Genomic DNA, 21,981 nt, shown 5'->3' on the forward strand with positions numbered 1-21,981 from the left:
TGTCGATGTCCCGGACGGTTCCGGGTAGCGAGAGCGACCTTACTTCAGATGCGCTGAGATTTGCGCCCCCCCCCGAATGGTGACGGCCGAAACGGAGTACGTATCGTCGCCCGTTTTGATTTCAGTCGGCACGACGACCTCGGTCGGGGCCTGATCACCGTAGAAACCCGTGAGGGTGACAGTGGTGCCTTCGGGGTTCACGCTGTATTCGAGGCCGTCGAACACGAGCGTGCCCACTTGGGCTTTCGGGGCCTCGGACGCAAGCGGCACTTCGCTTACCGCTTGGCTCTGCTGGGGCGCTTTTCCGGCTTGGCCAGCGGCGTCAGCGGTTGCCGACTTTTCGGCGGCCTTGCCGAGCTCGACGGTTTCGGAGATGCGCTCGGGGGTAATTGCCGGTGTGCCTTCTTCGGCGGGCTGCTCGGGCTCGGCTGCAGGCTCGTGGACGGGCTCCTTCGCAGAGTCGTCCGAGGCGGCGGGAGGTGCGGAAGCGTCGGGAGCGGCCTTGCCAGACGCGGCGCCCAAACCCTCGTCGGCCATGGCCCACGGCACGCCGGTCACCATCAAGGAAAACGCGAGCACGACGGATAGTACGACTTTCGCGCCCTTGCGGGCCGATATCTTCCCCATTGTATTGCGTTTCATTGTACTCATCCCTTGCAGAACCTTGGTAATTGCTTCGCTGCGGCCCTAGCGGGTCGATGATGACATAATTGGTTCGAATTAGATCGGTGTCAATTCAATTTTTTCTTGCACATGGAAGTGGGGAGCGCTTGGGGATGGCTTCAACCCATGGTTTCGGTGGAGTTTTACGAAACAGCAGCCCATCAGGCGCTATTGCCCGTTCTTTAGCCCAGTCGGTTCCTCGGATTTAGACGAATTCACAATTCCTACACATTTTGCGGGGCGCCTTGCGGCGGGCGCATCGGGGCTCGCTGGGGGTGCCTTGCGGCGACATTGTCCAGGCTCGCAAAGGGCGTCGGGAACGAGTGGTGCGCGCGGCGGAGCGGCCATCATCGGATCCCGAGGACGCCTCGCTAGGTTTCGGAAGTTGCACTTCGGGCAGGGAGGCTCCGGCATACTCTGCGGTTTCGGAAGCGGCTAGCCTTCGCGCGGGGTTTTCCAGCGGCACGCTCTGCGGCATCGGCCGCGTCGAGGCACAGGACGCGGTCCTCGGTGACGTAGCGCGCCACTTCGCGCAGTCCCCACGACTCGTCGAGCATCTTGGCGGCGGTGCCGTACTCGGGCTCTAGCATGCGGTGCATGTCCTCGCGCTGCGGCCCGGTGCCGGCCTGTCGTGCTTTCTGGGCTGGGATACTAGCACATGTTCGCGGGTAAACGGCGAACCTGAACGCTTCGAGGCGGAGGCCGACCATTCCCGTTAACCGGAAGGCTTTTGCCTACGGGCCGAATGCCCTGAGAGGGATAACGTACACGCCTTCCTCGGCTTGATAGGCGTATTCGCCGATGCCGGTGAGCACGGCCAAGAATTCCGGGGGACGCATGCGCGCTTTGGGGTTCTCGCTCACTTTCGCTCGCAGCCGCTTCAGCGAGGCGATTCCCGCATCCGCTTTGACGCTTCCCAGCTTGAACTCGAATGCGCACCAGCGACCGTCGGCCAGCTCTATCACGGCGTCGGCCTCCAGGCCGCTGTCGTCGCGGTAATACCTTATGGGGGTAGAGGCGGCTTCGTTCAGGGCGCGGGCGTAAACCGAGAGGTCGCGGATGCAAAGGTTCTCGAAGATGAGCCCAAAGGTCTGCCAGTCTTCCAAGATGGAGCGCTCGTTCATACCGAGGAGGGCAACCGCCAAAGAGGAATCGGCCAAATAGCGCTTCGGTTTGACGGAAAAGCGCTTCGGAGAACGGCGCTGCGGAACCCACCCAGGCACTTCCTCTACGAAATAGAGCGCTTTGAGAAGCTCGAGGTACGAGGCAAGGGTCTCCGCTGTTATGAAGGGCTCTTCTCCGTTGGAGAGATCAGCAAGGATGGTTTTGTGCGTGGCGGATTGTCCAAGGGTGCGTGCGAGCGATTGGGCCACTCGTCGAGCCGTCCCGGCGCTTTTCCCATGGCGGGGGACGCTTTCCTCGAAGAGAAGGCTGAGGTACTCCCTTGCTGTTATCTGGGCTTGAGAGGGAGTCAGATCGAGCACCTCCGGCCAGCCTCCCCGGCAAGCCGCCGCTGCAAGAGAGGCGGCGTCGGGAATGGCGACGGCACGCTTGAACTTCCCCTCGAACAGGGCGGAAAGCGAAACTTCGGCGGACGAGTCGCCCGACTCCGCAAGACTGAGAGGATGCATTCGAACCCGCCCGATTCGGCCTGCACCGCTGTGAAGCGACTTCGCCTCGGGATTGTCTTTCCTTATAGGCGTGGAGGATCCTGTGAGAAGCCATGCGCCTCGTAGGCCGCGCTTTTGGTCGACGGCATGGCGAACGGTGTTCCAGATGTTGGGGGCAAGTTGCCATTCGTCTATGACGTGGGGACGAGTGCCTTCGAGCATAGCTTGCGGATCCGACTGGGCGAGGTCAAGCGCGCGATCCACGTAGCTGATGCTTCGACCGTGTCGGCATGCAGTCCATGTCTTGCCGCACCATTTCGTGCCCGCCACCTCCACCGCGCCGAAGATATCCAGGTAACGTTCCACTTGCGCGTCAACGATGCGCGGGATGTAATCTGCAAGGTCGGGAAGGGGGTCGATCATGGGGCCTCCTCGCTCGGAAGGACGAATAAGGGTATTCTACTCTTCCCTTAGCGAAGATTCTAGCACTATTCGTGAAAATCCGAGTTTTCCATTCGTGAAATTCCGAGTTTTCCATTCCGCATTTTCCGAATGTAAGGCAATGGTGCCAGATGTTTTTATCCTTTGCTTAGCTGTTCCGAAATTGTAGTAGATTTAATTCCGAAAATGTAGGAATAATCTGTGGCAGCGTACCATCAAACCACCAGGAGGCACGAATCACAAATCTGTTCTGCCGTCGAACCCGGATCGGCCGCACGATTGCGGCGCGCGCGGCGGATGCGCCGGATCGCTGCCAGGCGCTGTAGGGGACGTGGAAGGGTGCCCCGCTCTACGATGCGACCACCGGAAGGGCATCGGGGAAAGGGGCCGCCGTGGGAATCATGGGCCGGACGGAGGGCGCCCCGCCGAGAAGCGCGACCCCACCCGACGCGCTCGGAGGCCGCCGCATCGACGGGCGGCCGGCCGGTGGGTACGGGCATATGCAGACGGCAGTTTAGCGGCGGAAAGCCGCCCGAAAGCCCAAAAACCGCCGTCGTGAAGCGTTTTACGGGCTCTTACGTACCAACGGGACGCGCAAGCGAGAGGCTGCCGTACGCATCGAAAAACCAACGGGCCGGTGAACAGGAGTTACCTCTATCGAGAAATTTGCTTGTATCGGTAATGTATTATGAAACCCTTCACAGCAGCGGTTTTTGGGCTTCGGGGGGCTCTGCTGCCGCGGGGGGCTCCGCCGCTGCTCGGGGCTCCGCCGCCGTGGGGGCCTCCGCCGCTTCTGACCCGATATCGGCGCGACCCGGCATAGCGCCTGACGGCCATCTAGCGCATCAGTGCTCCGAGCGGACACACGTCAACGATGGTTTACCGGCGAACCGAACGCGAATTGTCCGCCAACCTTCGCTAAACGACATATTATGCGGCTCAAAATAATACATGGCCTTCCCTTTGCCTGATCGCAGGAAATACGTGCGTGTTCGCCTCTTTCGAAATGTCGTTTAGCGAGCCTTGACGGACAATCGGACCGCGATCCGCTGGCATGCAAAGCGAGCGTATACGGGTCGCAATCCCCCGTCATACTAGTTGGGCATCAGAGCCATGATGTGCTGTCAAACAAATGTCTGTTACAGTAAAATGAATGTCTGGCAAAGACGGAAATCGAGCACCGGCCAAAACCATATGCCCAACCGCCGATAATAGAGAAAGGCGCTTGCAGTGGAGCTTTCAGATTTCGAGAACTTGAGGGAAGCAAATCGTCTGGAGGCGAAGGACGCTCGAGGCGGGTTGCCTAAAAGCATGTGGGAGACGTATTCCGCTTTTGCCAACACCGAAGGCGGCACCATTCTTCTCGGCATCGAAGAGAAAGGCGACCGCACGTTGCGCGTTGTTGGCGTCGGCAAGCCAGAAACCCTGCTAGACGACCTGTGGAACACCATCAACAATTCCCAGAAAGTGAGCGCGAACATCCTTGTTGAGAGCGATGTGGCCGTCCGCGAAATCAACGGCAAGCACGTGATAACCATCGAGGTACCTCGTGCAGATAGACGTGCGAAACCGGTCTTCATCAACAACAATCTTCTTACGGGAACGTTTAGGCGCAACCATGCGGGCGATTACCATTGCAGATACGAAGAAGTTCAGTCCATGATGAGAGATGCGGCATCGGAAAGCCAGGATGCCAAGATCGTAGAGGCGCGATTGGACGAGCTGGATCAGGACACAATCAGGCGCTATCGAAACGTCTACGAAGGAAAGCATGTAGGGCATCCATGGAATGGACTTTCCGACGAAGAGTTCCTTCGCTGTATCGGAGCGGCTGCTGAAGAAGAGACTGGTACGCTGCTACCCACAGGTGCCGGACTGCTCATGTTCGGCAAGGAGTGGAACATCGTGAGGGTGTTTCCCCACTATTTTCTCGATTACCGTCAAGAAACCGATCCGAGCAATCGTTGGGAAGACCGCATCACATCCCAGACTGGAGACTGGTCGGGCAACTTATTCGACTTCTATCAGCGCGCTTACAATAAACTCTAGCAGGCGCTCAAGGTTCCGTTTCAAATGGAAGGAACCTACCGTGTAGACGACACGCCCGCGCATCGTGCCCTGCGCGAAGCCCTTGTCAACTGCCTTACCAACGCAAATTACTATGAGCGCCGCGGAATCGTGTGCCTGAGGGAGCAAAATGCGCTGAGCCTCGCGAATCCGGGCGATTTCCGCATTGACATCGAACGTGCGATGAGGGGCGGTGTATCCGATCCGCGAAACGAAACGCTTATGAAGATGTTCGCACTCGTTGACATTGGCGAACGCGCGGGTAGCGGTCTTCCGAAGATTTTCAGAGGCTGGGCGGAGTGCGGCTATCTTAGCCCGTTTTACAAAGAGGAGTTCGGACCTGACCGCACAACTCTGACACTGCCGCTTACAATAAAGGCAGATCAAAGCGCCTCCGATTCGACCGCTCAAACGAAAGTCGAAGAGCGGTCAAAAAGAGCGGTCAAAAAGAGCGGTCAAAAAGCAGGCGCTTCGGATATCCGAAAAGAACGCTACGAAGCAAACAGGAAAGCGATCATAGAATACTTGGACAACGAAGACACGGCTCGCTCCTTGGATATCGCGGCAGCCATCGGCCTTGGCAAAACTCGCACCAACGAGATACTGAAGAGCATGGTTGAAGAAGGCGTGATACAAGCGGAAGGCACGACACACAACAGGATGTACCGTCTCGGCGGCGCCTAGGACGATGCTCGTTGTCGCACCGATGCGGTTGCACGGCTGGCGCATTCGGCATTGGCGCATAGGCATCCGAAGGCCTCGCCATGAGAGAACGTGCTGCGGCCCGCGCTTGCGCCGTGACAGAACTTGCTGCGGCTCCCGCTTGCGCCGACGACCCCTCGGCGATGGCCCTTGGTGCACCACAAATCGGGACGCTACCATTGTTTCTCGAGTTTTGTCGGAAAACGGCTTCGGATTGGTTGCGAAGGCACGCTTTGCGAAGTTCGGTCGTGCTCGGACGGTCTTTTTCGGCTTGAAAGTTTGCCTCGGCGAACCGCGATCTGGGATTTTCTCGAGTCATTTCGCAACTGGAGGCCCCTGCCGGCTCGCAGCGCTTCGCAAAGCGTGCCTTCGCAGCCATTTTGGGGGCGTTTCCGTGCGGAAACGCATTATCAATAAATCTTGGGCGGGCTCCCGGCGACAGTCGGGCGCGGGAGCTGTGAGCAGAAATCCTGCAACCCCGCCGAAAACAAGCCAGCCAAAATTGATCCAAATGGATGATCTTTGCCGAGAATAATCGAAGGATTCCCATCCAAGGCAGCCTTGAACAGGCACGATGAATATGCGCTTGAAACGCGGCGGCAAAGAGCCGACTGACCGTGGCAGAAATCGTCCATTTGGCACGATTTTGGCGCACGGGCCGCAGCCTTCGTTTTCGCGGCGAGTAGGTCGCAGGTTGCCAGGTTCGCCTACCCCACGGCCCGGCCGAAGGCCATGCGCTCGAACTCGGCGGGCGGGAGGGCTGGGGCGACCGCGAAGCCCTGGGCGAGGTCGCAGCCCATGGCGGCGAGCGCTTCGAGCTGCTCCTTTGACTCCACGCCCTCGCAGACGACCTGCATGCCGAGGCGACGGGCCATGGCGACCACCGACTCGACCACGGCCGAGGCGCGGGGGGAGCCACCGGGCTGCGGCTCGTCAGACGACGGGTACGTTGCGGGCTGGGCGGGCTGCGGCGCGGCGAGCGCAGGTGCGGCGGCTAGCGGGGCGAAGCGTGCGGGATCGGTAGCCGCGGACGTAGCAGGGTGTGCGAGATCGGTAGCCGCGGCCGTTGCGGGCTGGGCGGGGCGCGCCGAGCACGGGCCAGGCGGCGCCCCCGGATCTAGGGCGGGTTGAGGGGCGGCGGCCTTCTCGTCACCCGCCCCGTGCAGGAACTCGCGGTCGAGCTTCAGGGTGTCGGCGCGGACGTCTTTGAGCATGCCGAGGGACGAGTAGCCGCTGCCGAAGTCGTCGATGGAGCTTTTGAAGCCTGCGGCGCGGATGCGGTCGACGGCCTCGACCGCGAGGGCGGGGGCGGTAGCCGCGAGCGTCTCGGTGAGTTCGAATTCGAGCAGGTGCGCGGGCACGCCGTAACGCTCGCGGATTGCTACCAGGGGCGCAGGGAACCGCGGATCGTCCAAATGCGCGCGCGACAGGTTTACCGAAATCGGTACGGGGTCTTCGCCCGCGTCGATCCACCGTCTCAGATTGAGACATGCCTGTTCGAACACCCAAAGATCGATCCGCACAATGTAGCCGTTCCTCTCGAAGAACGGGATGAACTCGTCGGGCATGACAAGGCCCTGCTCGGGATCCTGCCAACGCACAAGCGCCTCGGCCCCCGCCACCGTGCGGGTTTGCAGGTCGAGCTTGGGCTGGAGGTAGGCTGCGAGCTCGCCGCTTTCCACAAGATCGCCCATCCTGTTCTCAAGCTGCTTCTCGCGCAGAAGCCCCAGACGATCGGCATCGGAGTAGAAGCCGCAACGGCAAAGGGAGTCCGATCCCGCCGTATTCGCATTGCGCCTGGCCACGTTGGAGCGGTCGCGTATCTGCACGAGCGAAAGCGAGGGATCGTCGATCACGTAGGCACCCGCGCTCGTAGAAAGGTAGTACTTTGCACAAGCGCCCTCGTTGAACCGATTGAGCTCGCGGGAAAACACCTCCATGCGCCGTATGATCTCTGCCTCGGGCATCACCGTGCACAGCAGGATGAAATGGTCGGCGAACGTGCGGCAGAGCAGATTGCCCTCGTCCATCAAACGCGCGATGGTGCGGTGCACGTGGCGAAGCGTTGCATCGCCCCGCTCGCTTCCGAAGGCGTCGTTCACGAGCTTGAACCCGTCAAGATTGAACGTCACGAGCACGTACGTTCCTGCAGGAGCCGATCGGATACGCTCGACAGCCTCGGCCTCAAAGCGGATCCACGAGTACCCGCCCGTCACCGGATCGACGTACGCGAGCTCTCTCAACCGACGGTTTCTTCTTCGATACGTGGCGTACGCAAACAGTGCGCCTACGACCAAAAAAGCAAACGCTGCTGTGTGTATTGCGCCGTGCATCACCGCGGAGAACGCTTTTGGCTACGCAGAAACATATCGAATTCGTTGAAATGCAGCAGAAGCGATTTCGCCCGCGCGTAGCACTCGAACCCGAATGCCGTCGGCGCCGTTCCCTGCCGCCCTCGTTCGAGCAGCAGCGTGCCGATCTCGCGCTCGAGATCGGCCACCGCTTGCGATATGCCCTGTACCGTGATGTCCTTCTCCTCGGCAGCGGCCGTGAGGCTTCCGCACTCCACCGCCGCCACGAAGTATTCTACCTGCTTGATCGTGAGCGGGCGGCGCTTGGCGGGTTCGCCGTGCACGGCCTGACCGGCGTGCGCGCGCTGCTGGGGCTGTGCCTCGCGGGCGCGCGCGTGCTGCACCTCACGCTCGCCATGCGCACGCTGCCCCGTCTGCGCCTCGCGGCCGCTCGAATGCTGCGCTTCCTGCGTTTCGCGATCGTCGCCGTGCGGGTGCTGCCCCGCTTGGCCAAAGCGACTGCCGTGGCCGATCTGGCCTGTGTGCGTCTGCCCGCCGACGCGGCTTTTCTGCCCGAACAGCAGGGCAGCTTCCGGACTCATGAACGCAGGTGCAGGCCGTGGAGGCGTTTGCGTGCTCATCGGCGAACCGTCCTTTCCCGTGTCGAGGAACGACGCCACGCAACGGCGGCAACGCCCGCCGCCAGAGCCGCAGCGCCTATCGCAAGCAGAACGAGTGCAAGCGTCGCATCGCCTGTTTGCGCGAAGCGGTTGATAGCCTGACCAGGGCTGTTGGGTACGGGCGCGGTTTGCGCCTCGAACACCACTTCGAGCGTATGGTCGGCCTGCACGTTCGCAAACGTGTACCCGGCTGCTGCGGGCACTTCTGCGCCATCCACCTTCACCGTACCGACCTCGAAGCCAGCCTTGGGAACGAAGGAGAAGGTTTTGCTCGCACCCTTCGCCACTTTGACCGCACCCGACGAAGCGCCGCTTAGATCGGACACGCATCCCTGGCCCGCCGCAGTGACGTTAATGGTGAAGAACGTGCCGGCGGGATCGGGGTTCAGATCGGGGTTCGGATCTGGGTCAGGATCGGGATCCAGATCAGGCCCAGGCCCAGGGTCAGGCCCGGGGCCAGGTCCCGGACCCGGATCGCCGCCGCTTTGCTTGAACGCGGCGTGGATGGACGTATCGGCCGTGATGTCGAAGAGCGTGTAGGTGGAGCCGCTGTATTCGAACGTGCGGCCGTCGACCGTAAGCGTATCGAGCTCGTAGCCGGTATCGGGCACCATCGTGAACACGCGCGATTCGCCGCGCAGTACGATCACTTCGCCCGTCGGGTCGATCGCACCGCCCTCGCTTGACGAAGCGCTCACAGTCACGGTGTTCGGCACGGGAGGATCGACCGATTTGGGCGCGAACACGGCGTGGATGCTATGGCCGGCATCGACGTTCTCGAAACGGTACGAGCCGCCCGCGAACACATCGGCTGCAACGGGCGAGCCGTCCACTTCAACGCGCGAAAGCCCGTATCCTTCGTCGGGCACGAAGGTGAACAGCGCCGATGTGCCCTGCGCCACCTTCACCTCGCCCAGAGGCGAGACGGTGCCGCCCGCAGAGGCGCTTGCCGTAATCGAATGCACAGTGGGCAGCACCGGATCAGACTCGTCGGGCCCAAGAGCGCGAAACGTGGCTGCAACCTCGGTATCGCCCGCAATATCGAACAGAGTGTACACGAAATCGATCGGGACCACGGGGTTTCCGTTAACTGTCACCTCGTCGACCGTGTAGCCCGCATCGGGCAGCAGCGTAAACGAAAGGCTCTCGCCCCGCTTCACGCGGATCTCGCCCGCAGGCGAGATGGCGCCGCCCGCACCCGCCGTTGCCTTAACCGTCGCATAGGTGGGATCGTCGGGCCTGCCCGCATCGGCAGCGAACGCCGCATGCACGACGGTATCCGCAGATACGCCCGTCAGCGTGTAGGTCGAGTTTGCCACCTGATCGGTCACTTCGACGCCGCCGACCGTGAGCGATTCGAGATGGTAGCCCGCATCGGGCTTGAGCGCGTAGGAGACCGTTCCGCCATCGGCCACCCGCACCGTTCCGGACGGCGATATCATGCCGCCCGTGGTTGCCGAAGCCGTCACGCGATGGACGGTCACCGGGGGCGGTACCGGATCGTCCTCGGCGAGCTTCTTGAACGTCACCCGCACAAGCATGTCTTCGGTCACCGAATCAATGGTGAACCAGTAGCCACCGCCCGCACCCGCAGCCGAGCGCGCCGAAAGCAGGGTGGCCGGCGTGAGCGGATGGGCAACCGTCGGCTCGTCGTTCACGTACACCGCATCGAGGTCGTAGCCTTGGTCGGGATACACGTAGAACGTCTGCGACGATCCGTGCGCCATAACGAGCGAGCCAGAGGGGGAAACGATGCCGCCCCTTTCGCCATCAGCGCCAACCTCGATCTTCACATTCACGTTTATGAAGGGGTCGTCGGGCACGGGCGAATCGACCTGCTTGAACGAAACGGTCACGGCGGTATCGGCTCGCACATCTGAAACGCGGTACGACGTGCCGCCGAGCTGGACCGTCGAACCGTCTACCTTGACTTCATCCACTTCGTAGCCTTCGTCGGCGATGAGGGCGACGAGCAAACTCGCGCCGTCGAGCACCGTTACGGGGCCTTCGGGCGAAACCGAGCCGCCGCTTCCCTCGACCGACGCCGTCACCGTATGGGTGAGCATCGGCATCGGCGGATCGTCGGTATCGGCGAACTCGACCCGAACCGTCGTATCGGCCTTCACGCCGAACAGGGTGTAGCTCGATCCCGTGAAGGCGAACGTGCGACCTGCCACCGTGAGCGAGGCCACCTTCTTGCCGGCATCGGGTAGGAAGGTAAACGTCTGCGACTGCCCGTCGGGCACGAGCACCGCACCCGCAGGCGAAACGGTGCCGCCTTCCCCGGCTTCGGCCGTCACGGTGTGGAAGACGAGCGGATTATCCCCGCCGCCAGACGCGGGGGCGAACGCGGCCTCGATGGTGTGATCGGCCGCGAGATCGCGGAAGCGGTAGGACATGCCGTCAAGCGTGGCGGTAATATCAACGCCGTCCACCTTCACCGTATCGAGCTCGTAGCCCGCATCGGCGACGAACGTGTAGAGCACCGAGCCGCCCGCGGCCATGCGCGTCTCCCCCAAAGGCGAGATGGAGCCGCCCCTGCTCGCGCTCGATGCGATGGTGTACACGACGGGCTTATCGGGATCGGGCTCGCCGCTGCCGAGCTCGCGGAACGTCGCGTGTATCGTCGTGTCGGCTTTGATGTTGAACAGCGTGTAGGTGAAGCCCGTCACCTCGACCTTCTGGCCGTCCACGCGCACCTCGTCGAGCGTGTATCCCTCGTCGGGCTCGAACAAGAACATCTGCGCCGAGCCGTAGGCCACACGCACATCACCCGCAGGCGAGATGGAGCCGCCGTCGCCCGCGCTCGCGTGCACCGTGGCGTAGGCGGGCGTCGGCACATCGGGGTCCGGATCGGGGTCGGGATCGGGGTTGTCGGGATCGTCGGGATCAACCGGCACGGTTCCCTCTTTCGCAAACAGCGCGCGAACGCTGTGCTCTGCCTCCACGTTGTCGAAGCGGTAGGCGCCGTCTGTTATCTGCGCAAGCGGCACGTCGGCGCCGTCGACCACCACGCGGAACAGCTCGTAGCCCGCAAACGGCACGAACGAAAAGCTCAGCGAGCCGCCTCGAACCACCGAGGTGGACCCGTCGGGCGAGACGATGCCGCCCGCAGATGAGCTCGACGTGATGGCGAAGGTTTCGGGGGTGACGGCACCTGGTTCCACCTTGAACGACACCGCTATCCGAGCGTCGGCTTTCACCTCGGCGAGCGTGTAGGTGTTGCCCGTCGGCTGCACGGGGCTCCCGTTCACGGTCACCTCGTCCACCGCGTAGCCATCATTCGGAATGAGCGAGTACGTTTGAGATCCGCCATCGGCCACGAGCACGCTACCCGCAGGCGAGATGGAGCCGCCCTCGCCCGCCGAGGCGCTCACGGTATGGAACACGGTTTCGGGCCCGTCTTCGCCCGACTTCGCCTTGAAACTTGCAGCTATCGTGTGGTTCGCAACCACACCGTCGAAACGGTACGCGCCAGCTTGCGCAGTGACGGGAGCGCCATCGACGAGCACCTGATCAAGCTCGTAGCCTGCGAAAGGTATGAACGAGAACAGCATCGAGCCCTGGTCGAGCACCGAAACCTTACCTGCAGGCGAGATGGTGCCGCCCGATCCTGCCGAAGCATCGATCGTATGGACAAGAGGCACGTCGGGGTCGGGCTCGCCCGGCGTCACAGTGCTGAACGATGCATGAACAGCGGTGTTGGCCCGAATGTTTGCAAGCGTGTAGGCAAATCCCGCTACCTGCACCTTTTCGCCGTTCACCGTGACCTCGTCGAGCTTGTAGCCCTCGTCGGGAATGAAATAGAACGTCTGGCTCGCACCGGCGGCCAGGCGCGTCGTGCCTGCGGGCGAGATGGTACCGCCCTCGCCGGCCGTTGCGGTGACCGCGTAGTACGTATCATCGGGGGGCACGACCGACGAGCGGGCGAACGAAGCTGCAAGCGCGTGGTCGCAGACGATGTTCTCGATGGCAAGCGTCGCGCCATCGCCTTGGGCGACCCGGTGCGTGACATCGGCGCCGTTCAAGGTGACCGCATCGAGCTCGTAGCCCGCATCGGGCACGAACGCGAACGATGCGGAGCGGCCGTGCGGCACCGTCGCGCTTTCGGGCGAGATGGAACCGCCCTCGGTGAGCACCTCGGTCTGCACGCTGTGCACGGGCAAGGGCGGCGTGGCTCCGGGAGCGAACGTCACTTCCACCGTCGCATCCGAGGTCATGCACGGCAGCAGATACGACGTGCCCAGAACCGCGTGCGCCACCCCGTTCACCGTCAGGGAGCCCACCGTGTAGCCCGCGTCGGGCAGAAGCTCGATGAGCGTGGGCTCGCCGTGCTTCATCGTCGCATCGACCGAAGCGGCGGGCGCGCCTCCCCCCACCGACACCGTGCCGTGGCCGCCGTTCACGACCACATGAAGCGCATGGTCGGTGGCCTCGTCGCGCGGCTCCTGCTTAAACGTTACGGCGATGCGGTGGTTTGCATCGATGGAGGAGAACGTGTAGGTGTTGCCCGTAAGCTCTGCGGGTGCATCGTCCACGAGCACCCCGTCGACCACGTAGCCCGAATCGGGCAGCACCACGTAGGTTTGGCTCGCCCCCTCGGCGAAGGTCGCGGTGCCGAGGGGCGTGATCTGGCCGCCCTCGCCCGCCGACGCGTCGATGGTGAAGCGCTCTTTGTCAGGGTGATCGTAGGCGACGGCGAAGGCCCCGAGCGCGTCCGCTTTGAACGTGACCGTGCCGCCGGAAACGGAAGCGGAGTACGTGGCGAGCTCGCCCGACGCGTCGAGGCCGATGATCTGCACGTGTTCGCCTTCCGGCGCGCCGGGCGCGGGAAGCGTCACCTCGGCCCGGCCCACGAGCGCCCGCTTGCCTTCGGGAGCGCCTGCGACCACGGCATGCCATGCGCCCACAACGAGCGCGCCTTCGGCAGCCTGCTGCAGGTGGGCGTACGCGGCGCACGCGGGATCGAGCGCGTAGGCGGAAAGCGACGCCTGCTTGTGGATGTAGCCCGCCACGCCCACGTCGCCATCGGAAAGCGTTCGGTACGCGTACTCGTCCGATACGACTAACGTGATGGTCGCGCTGGCCGTTTTGCCGGCGCCATCGGTTACCTCGACGGTGTAGGCGTACTCGCTTTCATCGGCGAAGGTATCGGTTGCAAGCGGACGGGCAAGCGCCGTTTCGCTCGTGGTACCTTCGTCGGCGAAGGCGGCGTCGGGCTGCCCGTTTACCGTGCGGCTCCACGTATAGGAGTACGGCGCGGAGCCTCCCGCAAACGCCACTTTGAGCTCGAAGCCCTTCGCCTCGTCGGCCGTTGCCGCGAAGTCGGGCGTCTGCTCGTAGATCTTGAAGCCCTCGACCGTGAGCACTTGCACGTCGGTCGACGCGGTTACCGTGTTGCCCGCCTCAGCCGATGCGGGCAGAGGCGCGTACGATATGAGCAGGCACATGCACAGAAGTGCCGCCAATCCCTTGTGTAGGTGTCTTCTCATAGCATTCATCCTTCTACCCATGTCAGTTCGCCACCAAAATCGTCATCTGCACGGCCGCCTGGCCGATCAGTTCTTCTGTTTCCGTATCAAATGCATAGAACACCGCGGTGCAGGGGTACGTTCCCGCATCGAGGTCTTCGCTGAGCGCCGCCTTCTGGATATGGCGGTTCGGCTCGATCAGGCCCGATGCATACACGACCTCGCCGGTATCGTCGCGCGCGATCTCAACCTTCATGAGATAGCGGTTGCCGGGCACGTTCTCGATGCGCAGCTCGCCTTCGGAAGCGCCGTCGGCGAACTCCACGGTGGTTGCGATGGCCACGTTGAACATGCCCTCGTCTACCACGCGGTCGAGCTCGGCCTGGATTTCCTCCTGGCTCTTGCCGTCGAGCTGCCCCACCTCGGCGTTCGGGTCGCGCGCGCCTGTGGTATCGGAGCAGGAGCGAAACACCAGCACGCACGCGACGATGAGCGCGATCGCCGCGACGGCGACGGCTACGTAGAAGCCGATCGGGCGACGGCGTTGCTGCGGGTCGGGCGCAGCCGAGGGCGTGGGAGGCTTATGGTTGAGCGGCGCGGCCGCGTGCTTTCGCGGCGCGGGCTCGGGCCGTTCGATCTGCTGGTTCCCGTCATCTGGTGCGTGCATGGCGTTTTTGATTCCTTTACTTCGTTTTCATCGTGCGATGTTTCACGTGAAACATCCGTTCGTGTTTGCGCGGGTCGAGGGCCGGGGGCCGCGGCGTGCGGGCGGTTGGGGCTCGCAGTCGGGCTGAAGCCCGGCAACCCCGCGGCGCGCCGACTGTGAGCCGGAGAGCGCCGCGGGCGGGAGCTGTTTATGCAACCGGATCGGGATCCGGAGCCGGAGCGGGCTCGGCAACCGAGGTCGCGGCGATGGTGTACTGCACCTTCACGGCCGTGGTAGCCGCATCCTTCACCGATTTGATCTGCGAGAGCGATCCGGCGACGGCGATGTTCTTCGTCGTGCCCGCATCGGCGGTTTTCGCGTCGACGATCCAGTCGGTCAGATCCTGCGAGGTGGTCTTCACCGTAAGGGGCGCAGCCGCACCCGTCATCTGCAGCGTCAGGTTGATGTCGCCGATCTTGGCGGTGCTTTCGCTCTGATCGGTCAAGGCGGTTTCGGAAATGCCCCAGTTGCCAGCTTCGTCGGCTGTGGCGATCACGCTAGCCACCTTGATGGGGTACACCGAGTTGTTCACGATGTTGTAGTTGGTGGGCACGCCCGAAAGCGCGCCGCCCTCGGCGGGGCCGACTACCTTGATCTGCAGCGGCACGGTAACCGAGATGTTGGTTGCCACGGTTTCCACCATGACGGTGGTGTCACCCGTGCCGTCGCCCTGGATGTTGCTGTCGGCCGAGGTGTCGGCATTGGTGTTGCCGTCGGCCGCGAACGCCACGGGAGCGGCTCCAAGGGCGAGCAGGGCGGTAAGCGCCACTGCGGTTGCTGTCTTCTTCAGTTTCATTGTTCCTCCTTAGGTCTTCTTCACGTTCTCTTTCTGTGCTGGTATCGGTTCGGGTTCTTCCATCAACCACCCCGATCCTGCACGAGTTGATCTTCCATACGCATCACTTCCTCACGATCAAGGTCACCTTGGCGGCGGCCTTGCCCACTTCCTCGAGGGAATCGGGATCGAGGGCGGTGAACGTGGCGGTGGCCACGTAGTTGCCGGGTTCGAGATCCTGGTTGAGCGTTATGCTTTCGATGTAGCTGTCGGGCTTGATGGCTTTCGATTCGTACACGGTCTCGCCCGTATCGTCGAGCGTGATGTCCGCTTTCATGACGTAGCGGTTGCCCGGCACGTTTTCGATGTAGGCGTTGCCCGCCGACTCGCCGTCTGCGAACTCGATCACGCTCACGATGGAAATGTTGAACATGCCCTCCTCGACGATGCGGTCGAGCTCGGCCTGCATTTCCTCCTGCGACTTGTACGGCGCCTGCCCGCTTTTGGCGTTCGTATCGAAGATGTCGCTCGGCTGGCCGAGAAACAGCCATGCCGCAACGCCCGCCGCAATGAGGACGAGTACCGCTATCAGGGCGATCAGGATGCGCTTGCGCGAACCGCGGGGGCGATCGTGCGTATGCGCGGGTTCGCGATCATGGTCTTGTTCGAAGTCGGACGTGCTCACAGAGTCTCCTTTATCGGTTCGAAGGTGTAGGTAAGGTGCGCGAGGGGCACCGCCTCGTCCAGCAGGGTCACCGGGGTGCCCGCTCCAGCCGTCAGGCCGAACTGCACGGGCAGGGTGCCGGGGCCGTCGTCGCTCGAAGCTCCGATGACGAACGAGGGGCGCGACCCAAAGATGAGGTCGTTGCCGAGCGCGATGCGCACGCTGTTGCCGTCGAGCGCATCCATGCTCACGGCCACGTTGGGCCACGAGGCGCGGTCGGGGAACGCGAGCGGTGCGCCCGCCTCATCGGGATCGCACGTCATCGAGGCGATGCGCAGCTTGACCGGGGTGCGCGATGCGAACGCGGCGTCGGTCAGCCCGGCGGACGTCAGCGCACCGGTCTCGCCGTCGGCCGTGACCTTGAGCACCGGCTTCACGGGCGCGGCCACGCTGATCACGGGCGTCCACTGCGCGTACAGCGTGACCTCGTTCTGCCCGGCTTGCGGGAGGTCGCGCACGTTCGCCCCGTCGGCGTAGGCGCTACCCGAGCCGTCGGCCGCGGTGTTCCAGCCCGAAAATGCCCAGCCGTCGCGCTTGAACGAGCCCGCGGGCAGGTCGGCCCGCACGCCCCAGTTGAGCTCGAGGTCATCCATGGCGCCGGTGGCGTCCGCGGCGTTCTTGTCGAACTTGACCGTGTAGGCCGAGCCGCGCCACTGGGCGTAGAGGGAAAACGCGCTCGTCGTCGAGACGAGGTTCAGCACCTCTGCCCCGTCGGCGAACGAGTCGCCCGAGCCGTCGGCCTTCGTGTTCCAGCCGGCGAACTCGTAGCCCGAGCACGAGAAGGGCGTGGGCGCGAGGTTCGCCTTCGTATCGTAGGTGAACGTCTGGGTCATCGAGCCCGTGGTGGACACCGTGGCCCCTTCCGGCGCGTTCGGGAAGAAGAACGCGAAGTACGTGTTGGCCTCCCACTTGGCATAGAGGGTCACGGTACCCGACTCGGCGAGGTTCTTCACCGGGTCCTTGTCGGGGCGCAGGGTGCCCGTGCCGTCGGCGTTCTCCGCCCAGCCCTTGAACGTGTAGCCCGTGCGCTCGTAGGCGTTGGCGGCCAGGGCCTGCGGGTCGGCGTCGTAGGTGAAGGTCTGGTCGGACATGGATCCGCCGGTGAGGCCCTGATCTGCCGTGGCGTTCGGGTCGAACTTCACCGTGTAGGTGTTCGCCTGCCACACGGCGTGGAGGGTGGCGGTGCCGCCCGGGTCGCTCGTGAAGTTGGGCGTTGTCAGGGTCTGGCCCGCGGAGTACTCGGCGGCCGTCGCGCCCGCTGTCTCCGACCAGCCGAGGAAGGCGTAGCCCTTGCGCGACGGCTCGGCGGAAGGCAGCGTCACGTCCTGGTCGAAGGTGGCCGCCATCTGGGCGGGGACCTCGCCAAGCGAGCCCGCGCCCGCGTCGAACTTCACCGTATAGGAGTTCGCGGACCACTGCGCGTGCAGCGTCACGGGCGCGCCCGTCGAGAGGCCCGTGGCCACGCCTGCCCCGTCGGCGAAGACCGTGCCCGAGCCGTCGGCGGCGACCGTCCAGCCTGCGAACGCGTAGCCGGTCTTGGAGAAGCCGAGCTCGGCGACCGCGGGCAGGTTCTGGCCGGCCGCCTCGTAGGTGTAGGAGCGCGACGTGAGGATGCCCGCGCCCGCGCCGGGGTCGAGCGTGACCGTGAAGCAGTTGGCGGTCCACTTGGCGTGGAGCGTTACGCCGTCCACGGGCACGGTGTCGGATGCGAAGTTCCAGGCGCTCCCTGCGAACGAGGAGCTCGCGTACCATCCCCCGAACGTGTAGCCCGCGCGGGCGGGCGCGCCGGGATCAGCGACGAGCTCGCCGTAGCCCACCGTCTGGCCCTCGACGTCGGAGCCGCCGTTGGAGTCGAACGCCACGCTGTACTCGTTCTGCGTCCACTGCGCGTAGAGGTGGAACTGGCCGCTCGTTGCCAGGGGCGAGGACACGAGGGCCTTGTCGGCGTAGTTCGTACCCGTGCCGTCGGCCGCCGTGTTCCACTTGTCGAACGTCCAACCCGTGCGCGCAAACGCATTGGGCGAGAGCGTCTTGGTAGTCTCGTTGTAGCGGAAGCTTTGCGTGGAGGTGGAGGAGTCGCCCGGGTGGTTGGCATGGAATACCACGGTGTAGGGGTTGGCCTCCCACACGGCGTAAAGCGTCACCTTAGCGCCCTGCACCTCGGAGAGGTCGCGCACCTGGGCGCCGTTCGCGTAGGTGGCCGTCGTCGCGCTGGGGTCGGTCGACCAGCCCAAGAACGTGTAGCCCGTGCGCGAGTAGCCGCACTGCGAGAGGTTGGCGGCCACGCCGTAGGTCATGCCCTGGTCGGCCATGCCGGTGCCGCTGCCGCCGTTGGCGTGGAAGGCGACGGTATACGTGTTGGCCTTCCACGACGCGGTGAGCGTGAGGGCGTCGGCGGGCATGGTGCCCGAGCTGAAGTTCCACGCGCTGCCGTCGGGCTGGTTCCACGACTGGAACGTGTGGCCCTTCTTGGACACCGAGGGCGGGGCGTAGGAGTCCGCGAGCAGCGAGCCGTAGGGGACGGTCGCCGTCTTCTGGGTCGCGCCGTCGGAGACGTACTCGAGGGCGTAGCTGTTGGCGCTCCACTGGGCGCGCAGCATGACCGTCGCCCCGGCGACCGCCGTGAGCTCGTTGACCGACTGCTTGTCGGTGTAGGTTCTGCCCGCGTCGTCCTTCCACCCGGTGAACGTGTGGCCCGTGCGGGTGAAGCCGTTCGGAGTGAGGGTCTTCGCGGTGCCGTACACCATGGACATGGGGGCCGTCGAGCCCGTACCGCCGTTCGCGTCGAACTGGATCGTGTAGGTGCTCTTCCAGTTGGCGGTGTACGACTTGTCGCCCGTCGATCCCGCAGGGATGGTCACCGACGTCTGCGGCGTCGTGCCGTTCGAGCCGGTCCAGCCGACGAAGACGTGGTTCGCGCGCGTCGGGGCCTTGAGCGCGATGGCGGCCGACTCGATCGTATACGCGCCCGGGTTGCCGGTAGCCGTTCCGTCGCCGAGGTCGTATTCGATCGTGTAGGTGACGGGCGTCCACTTGGCGTAGAGCGTCACGGTGGAGCCCGCGGTCGTCGTGAGGTTGTTGACCGACTGCTTGTCGGCGTAGGTGACGCTGCCGTCAGCCGAGGTCGCCCAGCCCGCGAAGGCGTAGCCCGAGCGCGTGAAGCTGTTGGCCGTGAGGTTCTTCGCGGTGCCGTGCACCATGGACATGGACGCCGTCGTGCCCGTGCCGCCGTTGGCGTTGAAGGCGATGCTGTAGTTGTTCGCCCAGTTGGCGGTGTACGACTTGTCGCCCGTCGATCCCGCGGGGATGGTCACCGACGTCTGCGGCGTCGTGCCGTTCGAGCCGGTCCAGCCGAGGAACGTGTGGTTCGCCTTCGTGGGGGCCTTGAGTGTTATGGCCGCCGACTCGACCGTGTATGAGGTCGGGTTGCCCGACGCCGTTCCGTCACCGAGGTCGTATTCGATCGCGTAGGCGACGGGCGTCCACTTGGCGTAGAGCGTCACGGTGGCGCCGGGCACGGTTGACAGGTTGTTCACCGACGCCCCGTTCGAGTGGACCACCGCGCCGGCGGAGGACGTGGCCCAGCCCGCGAAGGTGTAGCCCGAGCGCGTGAAACCGTTCGCCGTGAGGTTCTTCGCGGTGCCCTCGACCATCGACATCGACGTCATGGAACCGGTGCCGCCGTTGGCGTTGAAGGTGATGGTGTAGTTGGCCTTCCAGTTGGCGGTGTACGATTTGTCGCCCGTAGAGCCCGCGGGGATGGTTACGCTGGTCTGCGGCGTCGTGCCGTTCGAGCCGGTCCAGCCCGCGAAGGTGCAGTTGGCCTTTGTGGGGGCCTTGAGCGCGATGGCGGCCGACTCGATCGTATACGCGCCCGGGTTGCCGGTAGCCGTTCCGTCGCCGAGGTCGTATTCGATCGTGTAGGTGACGGGCGTCCACTTGGCGTAGAGCGTCACGGTGGAGCCCGCGGTCGTCGTGAGGTTGTTGACCGACTGCTTGTCGGAGTAGGCCACGCTGCCGTCAGCCGAGGTCGCCCAGCCCGCGAAGGCGTAGCCCGTGCGGGTGAAGCCGTTGGCGGTCAGGTTCTTCGCGGTGCCGTGGACCATTGACATGGAGGCCATCGTGCCTGTGCCGCCGTTGGCGTTGAAGGCGATGGTGTAGTTGGCCTTCCAATTGGCGAAGTAGGACCTGTCGCCATCCGAACCCTTCGGAATCGTGACTGACGTCTGCGGCGTGCTCCCGTTGGAGCCCGTCCAGCCCACGAAAGTGCAGTTCGCGCGGGTCGGAGGCTGAAGGACAATATCGGCGCTCTCGTACGTATACGTGGCCGGGTTGGGGTTGCCCGACGGGTACGTACCGCTGTTCAGGTTGTAGGTTATGGTAAAAGTATAACCCGGAACGGGCACCCACTTCGCGTAGAGGGTGATGGTAGCGCCAGCTTCCGGGGGATGGATGTCTACAAGAGCCCTATCGGCGTACTGGGCGCTCCCCGAGGTATAGGTTGCCCAACCCGCGAAGTTGTAGCCCGAGCGCGAGAAGTTATTTGCCGTGAGGTTCTTCGCCGTGCCCTCCACCATCGCCATCGATGCCATGGAACCAGTGCCCCCGTTGGCGTTGAATGCGATCGTGTAGTTCCTCGCCCAGTTGGCCTTGTAGGTTCTGTCGCCCGCCGAGAACGCCGGGATGGTGACCGTCTTCTGGGGTACCGTCCCGTTGGAGCCCGTCCAGCCGAGAAACGTGCAGTTTGGCTTAACTGGACCGCCTGAAAAAGTAATATCGGAACTTGACATCGTATAGCTCGGTGGGTTCGGGTTGCCCATCGAGTACATCCCACCGTCCAAATCGTAGGTTATTTTGAAAGCAGGACTTGGAGAAAGGGCCCACTTCGCGTAGAGATAGATGGTGACACCGGGTCCCGGGGGACGGATGTCTACCAAAGCTCCGTTGCCGTATTGGGCGCTCCCCGAAGAGGAAGTTGCCCAGCCCGCGAAGCTGTAGCCCGAACGCGTGAAGCTGTTCGCCGTGAGGTTCTGGGCCGTGCCCTCCGTCATGTACATCGACGACATCTTTCCCGTGCCGCCGTTGGCATCGAAGGCGATCGTATAGCGACTCGCCCAGTTGGCCTTGTAGGTTCTGTCGCCCGCCGAGAATGCCGGGATGGTGACCGTCTTCTGGGGTACCGTCCCGTTGGAGCCCGTCCAGCCGAGGAACTCGCAGTCCGGCTTAACCGGACTATACTGCACGGTTACGTCGCTGCTCGACATCGAGTAGCTCGTCGGGTTCTGATTGCCCGAAAGAAACATGCCGCCGTTAAGATCATAGGTTATGGAGTAAGAGGACGCGTAAGGTGTTGGTTCTTCTCCCTCATTCGCCTTTCCACTCAAAGGCGCCGTGAAATTGAGCGGCTCTGCCTTCAAGCTCGAGATAGGCGGAGCAAGGCTTTCCGGCTGTTCGCCATCCTCATCCGCTGCCGCCTTCGCCACCTCGACCGTGCGGCTCGCACGCGCGAGCACTTCGCCGTCCATCTCGAGCGTTACGGACACGTCTGCCGTGCCCGCCTTCTTGCCCGTAACCGTGCCGGCGTCGACCGACATGACGGTCGCAGAATAGCTGTACGAAAGATCCATGCCCTCGGGCGCTTCGCGTACGCCGCCTTCGAACAGGTCGGCTTCCTGGCCGACTTCCAAAACTAGGGGATCGCCCGAAAGCGCGAGGCCGTAGGGCATGACGTGGTTGCCGCTTGCGACGAGGCCGGGGTTCCAGGGGTACTCGCCCGATTCCTCGAAGGGGCAGTAGATGGCCACATTCGAGCAACCTGAGAGGAGGTCGCCCGCAACGTCGGCGGGGTTCG

12 protein-coding genes are annotated in these 21,981 nt (G+C 63.6%); 2 read left to right on the forward strand and 10 right to left on the reverse strand.

Annotated elements, in window-relative coordinates; genetic code table 11:
* Positions 1 to 39: 39 nt before the first annotated feature.
* From FJE54_RS03405 to FJE54_RS03415, 3 genes are all read right to left on the reverse strand, one after another.
* The gene (locus FJE54_RS03405; protein ID WP_139651344.1) at positions 40 to 642 is read right to left on the reverse strand and encodes a hypothetical protein; all 603 of its coding nucleotides are present in this window, start codon (positions 640 to 642) and stop codon (positions 40 to 42) included.
* A 392-nt stretch (positions 643 to 1,034) separates the two neighbouring features.
* The gene (locus tag FJE54_RS03410) at positions 1,035 to 1,253 is read right to left on the reverse strand and encodes a hypothetical protein (RefSeq protein WP_139651345.1); all 219 of its coding nucleotides are present in this window, start codon (positions 1,251 to 1,253) and stop codon (positions 1,035 to 1,037) included.
* Positions 1,254 to 1,397: 144 nt separating this feature from the next.
* Positions 1,398 to 2,696 (reverse strand): ATP-binding protein, encoded by a 1,299-nt coding sequence (locus FJE54_RS03415; RefSeq protein ID WP_139651346.1) that lies wholly within the window; start codon positions 2,694 to 2,696, stop codon positions 1,398 to 1,400.
* 1,248 nt (positions 2,697 to 3,944) lie between these two features.
* On the opposite strand from FJE54_RS03415, the gene FJE54_RS03420 reads away from it, so the two are divergent.
* Together FJE54_RS03420 and FJE54_RS03425 are read left to right on the forward strand one after the other, a co-directional pair.
* The gene (locus tag FJE54_RS03420; protein WP_139651347.1) at positions 3,945 to 4,763 is read left to right on the forward strand and encodes an AlbA family DNA-binding domain-containing protein; all 819 of its coding nucleotides are present in this window, start codon (positions 3,945 to 3,947) and stop codon (positions 4,761 to 4,763) included.
* A gap of 24 nt (positions 4,764 to 4,787) precedes the next feature.
* Complete coding sequence (locus FJE54_RS03425; protein WP_139651348.1) at positions 4,788 to 5,465, forward strand: ATP-binding protein; 678 nt, start codon at positions 4,788 to 4,790, stop codon at positions 5,463 to 5,465.
* Positions 5,466 to 6,190: 725 nt separating this feature from the next.
* On the opposite strand, the gene FJE54_RS03430 is transcribed toward FJE54_RS03425, so the two are convergent.
* The 7 genes from FJE54_RS03430 to FJE54_RS03455 all read right to left on the reverse strand — a co-directional run bounded on the left by FJE54_RS03430 (position 6,191) and on the right by FJE54_RS03455 (position 21,934).
* Positions 6,191 to 7,726: a bifunctional diguanylate cyclase/phosphodiesterase gene (locus FJE54_RS03430; RefSeq protein ID WP_180326537.1), complete on the reverse strand. Its 1,536-nt coding sequence runs from the start codon at positions 7,724 to 7,726 to the stop codon at positions 6,191 to 6,193.
* 89 nt (positions 7,727 to 7,815) lie between these two features.
* Positions 7,816 to 8,415: a LysR family transcriptional regulator gene (locus tag FJE54_RS15955; RefSeq protein ID WP_180326538.1), complete on the reverse strand. Its 600-nt coding sequence runs from the start codon at positions 8,413 to 8,415 to the stop codon at positions 7,816 to 7,818.
* The gene (locus tag FJE54_RS03435; protein WP_139651350.1) at positions 8,412 to 13,946 is read right to left on the reverse strand and encodes an InlB B-repeat-containing protein; all 5,535 of its coding nucleotides are present in this window, start codon (positions 13,944 to 13,946) and stop codon (positions 8,412 to 8,414) included. The genes FJE54_RS15955 and FJE54_RS03435 overlap by 4 nt, the downstream gene beginning before the upstream one ends.
* Positions 13,947 to 13,968: 22 nt before the next feature.
* A complete protein-coding gene (locus tag FJE54_RS03440) occupies positions 13,969 to 14,592 on the reverse strand; it encodes a hypothetical protein (RefSeq protein WP_139651351.1) in 624 nt (207 codons plus the stop codon).
* Between the two features lie 187 nt (positions 14,593 to 14,779).
* Positions 14,780 to 15,427, reverse strand: coding sequence for a hypothetical protein (locus tag FJE54_RS03445; protein WP_139651352.1), 648 nt, complete (start codon positions 15,425 to 15,427; stop codon positions 14,780 to 14,782).
* Between the two features lie 103 nt (positions 15,428 to 15,530).
* Positions 15,531 to 16,091, reverse strand: coding sequence for a flagellar basal body-associated FliL family protein (locus FJE54_RS03450; protein ID WP_139651353.1), 561 nt, complete (start codon positions 16,089 to 16,091; stop codon positions 15,531 to 15,533).
* The gene (locus tag FJE54_RS03455) at positions 16,088 to 21,934 is read right to left on the reverse strand and encodes an InlB B-repeat-containing protein (RefSeq protein WP_180326539.1); all 5,847 of its coding nucleotides are present in this window, start codon (positions 21,932 to 21,934) and stop codon (positions 16,088 to 16,090) included. The genes FJE54_RS03450 and FJE54_RS03455 overlap by 4 nt, the downstream gene beginning before the upstream one ends.
* Positions 21,935 to 21,981: the final 47 nt, after the last annotated feature.

Source organism: Raoultibacter phocaeensis (assembly GCF_901411515.1).
Lineage (GTDB): Bacteria > Actinomycetota > Coriobacteriia > Coriobacteriales > Eggerthellaceae > Raoultibacter > Raoultibacter phocaeensis.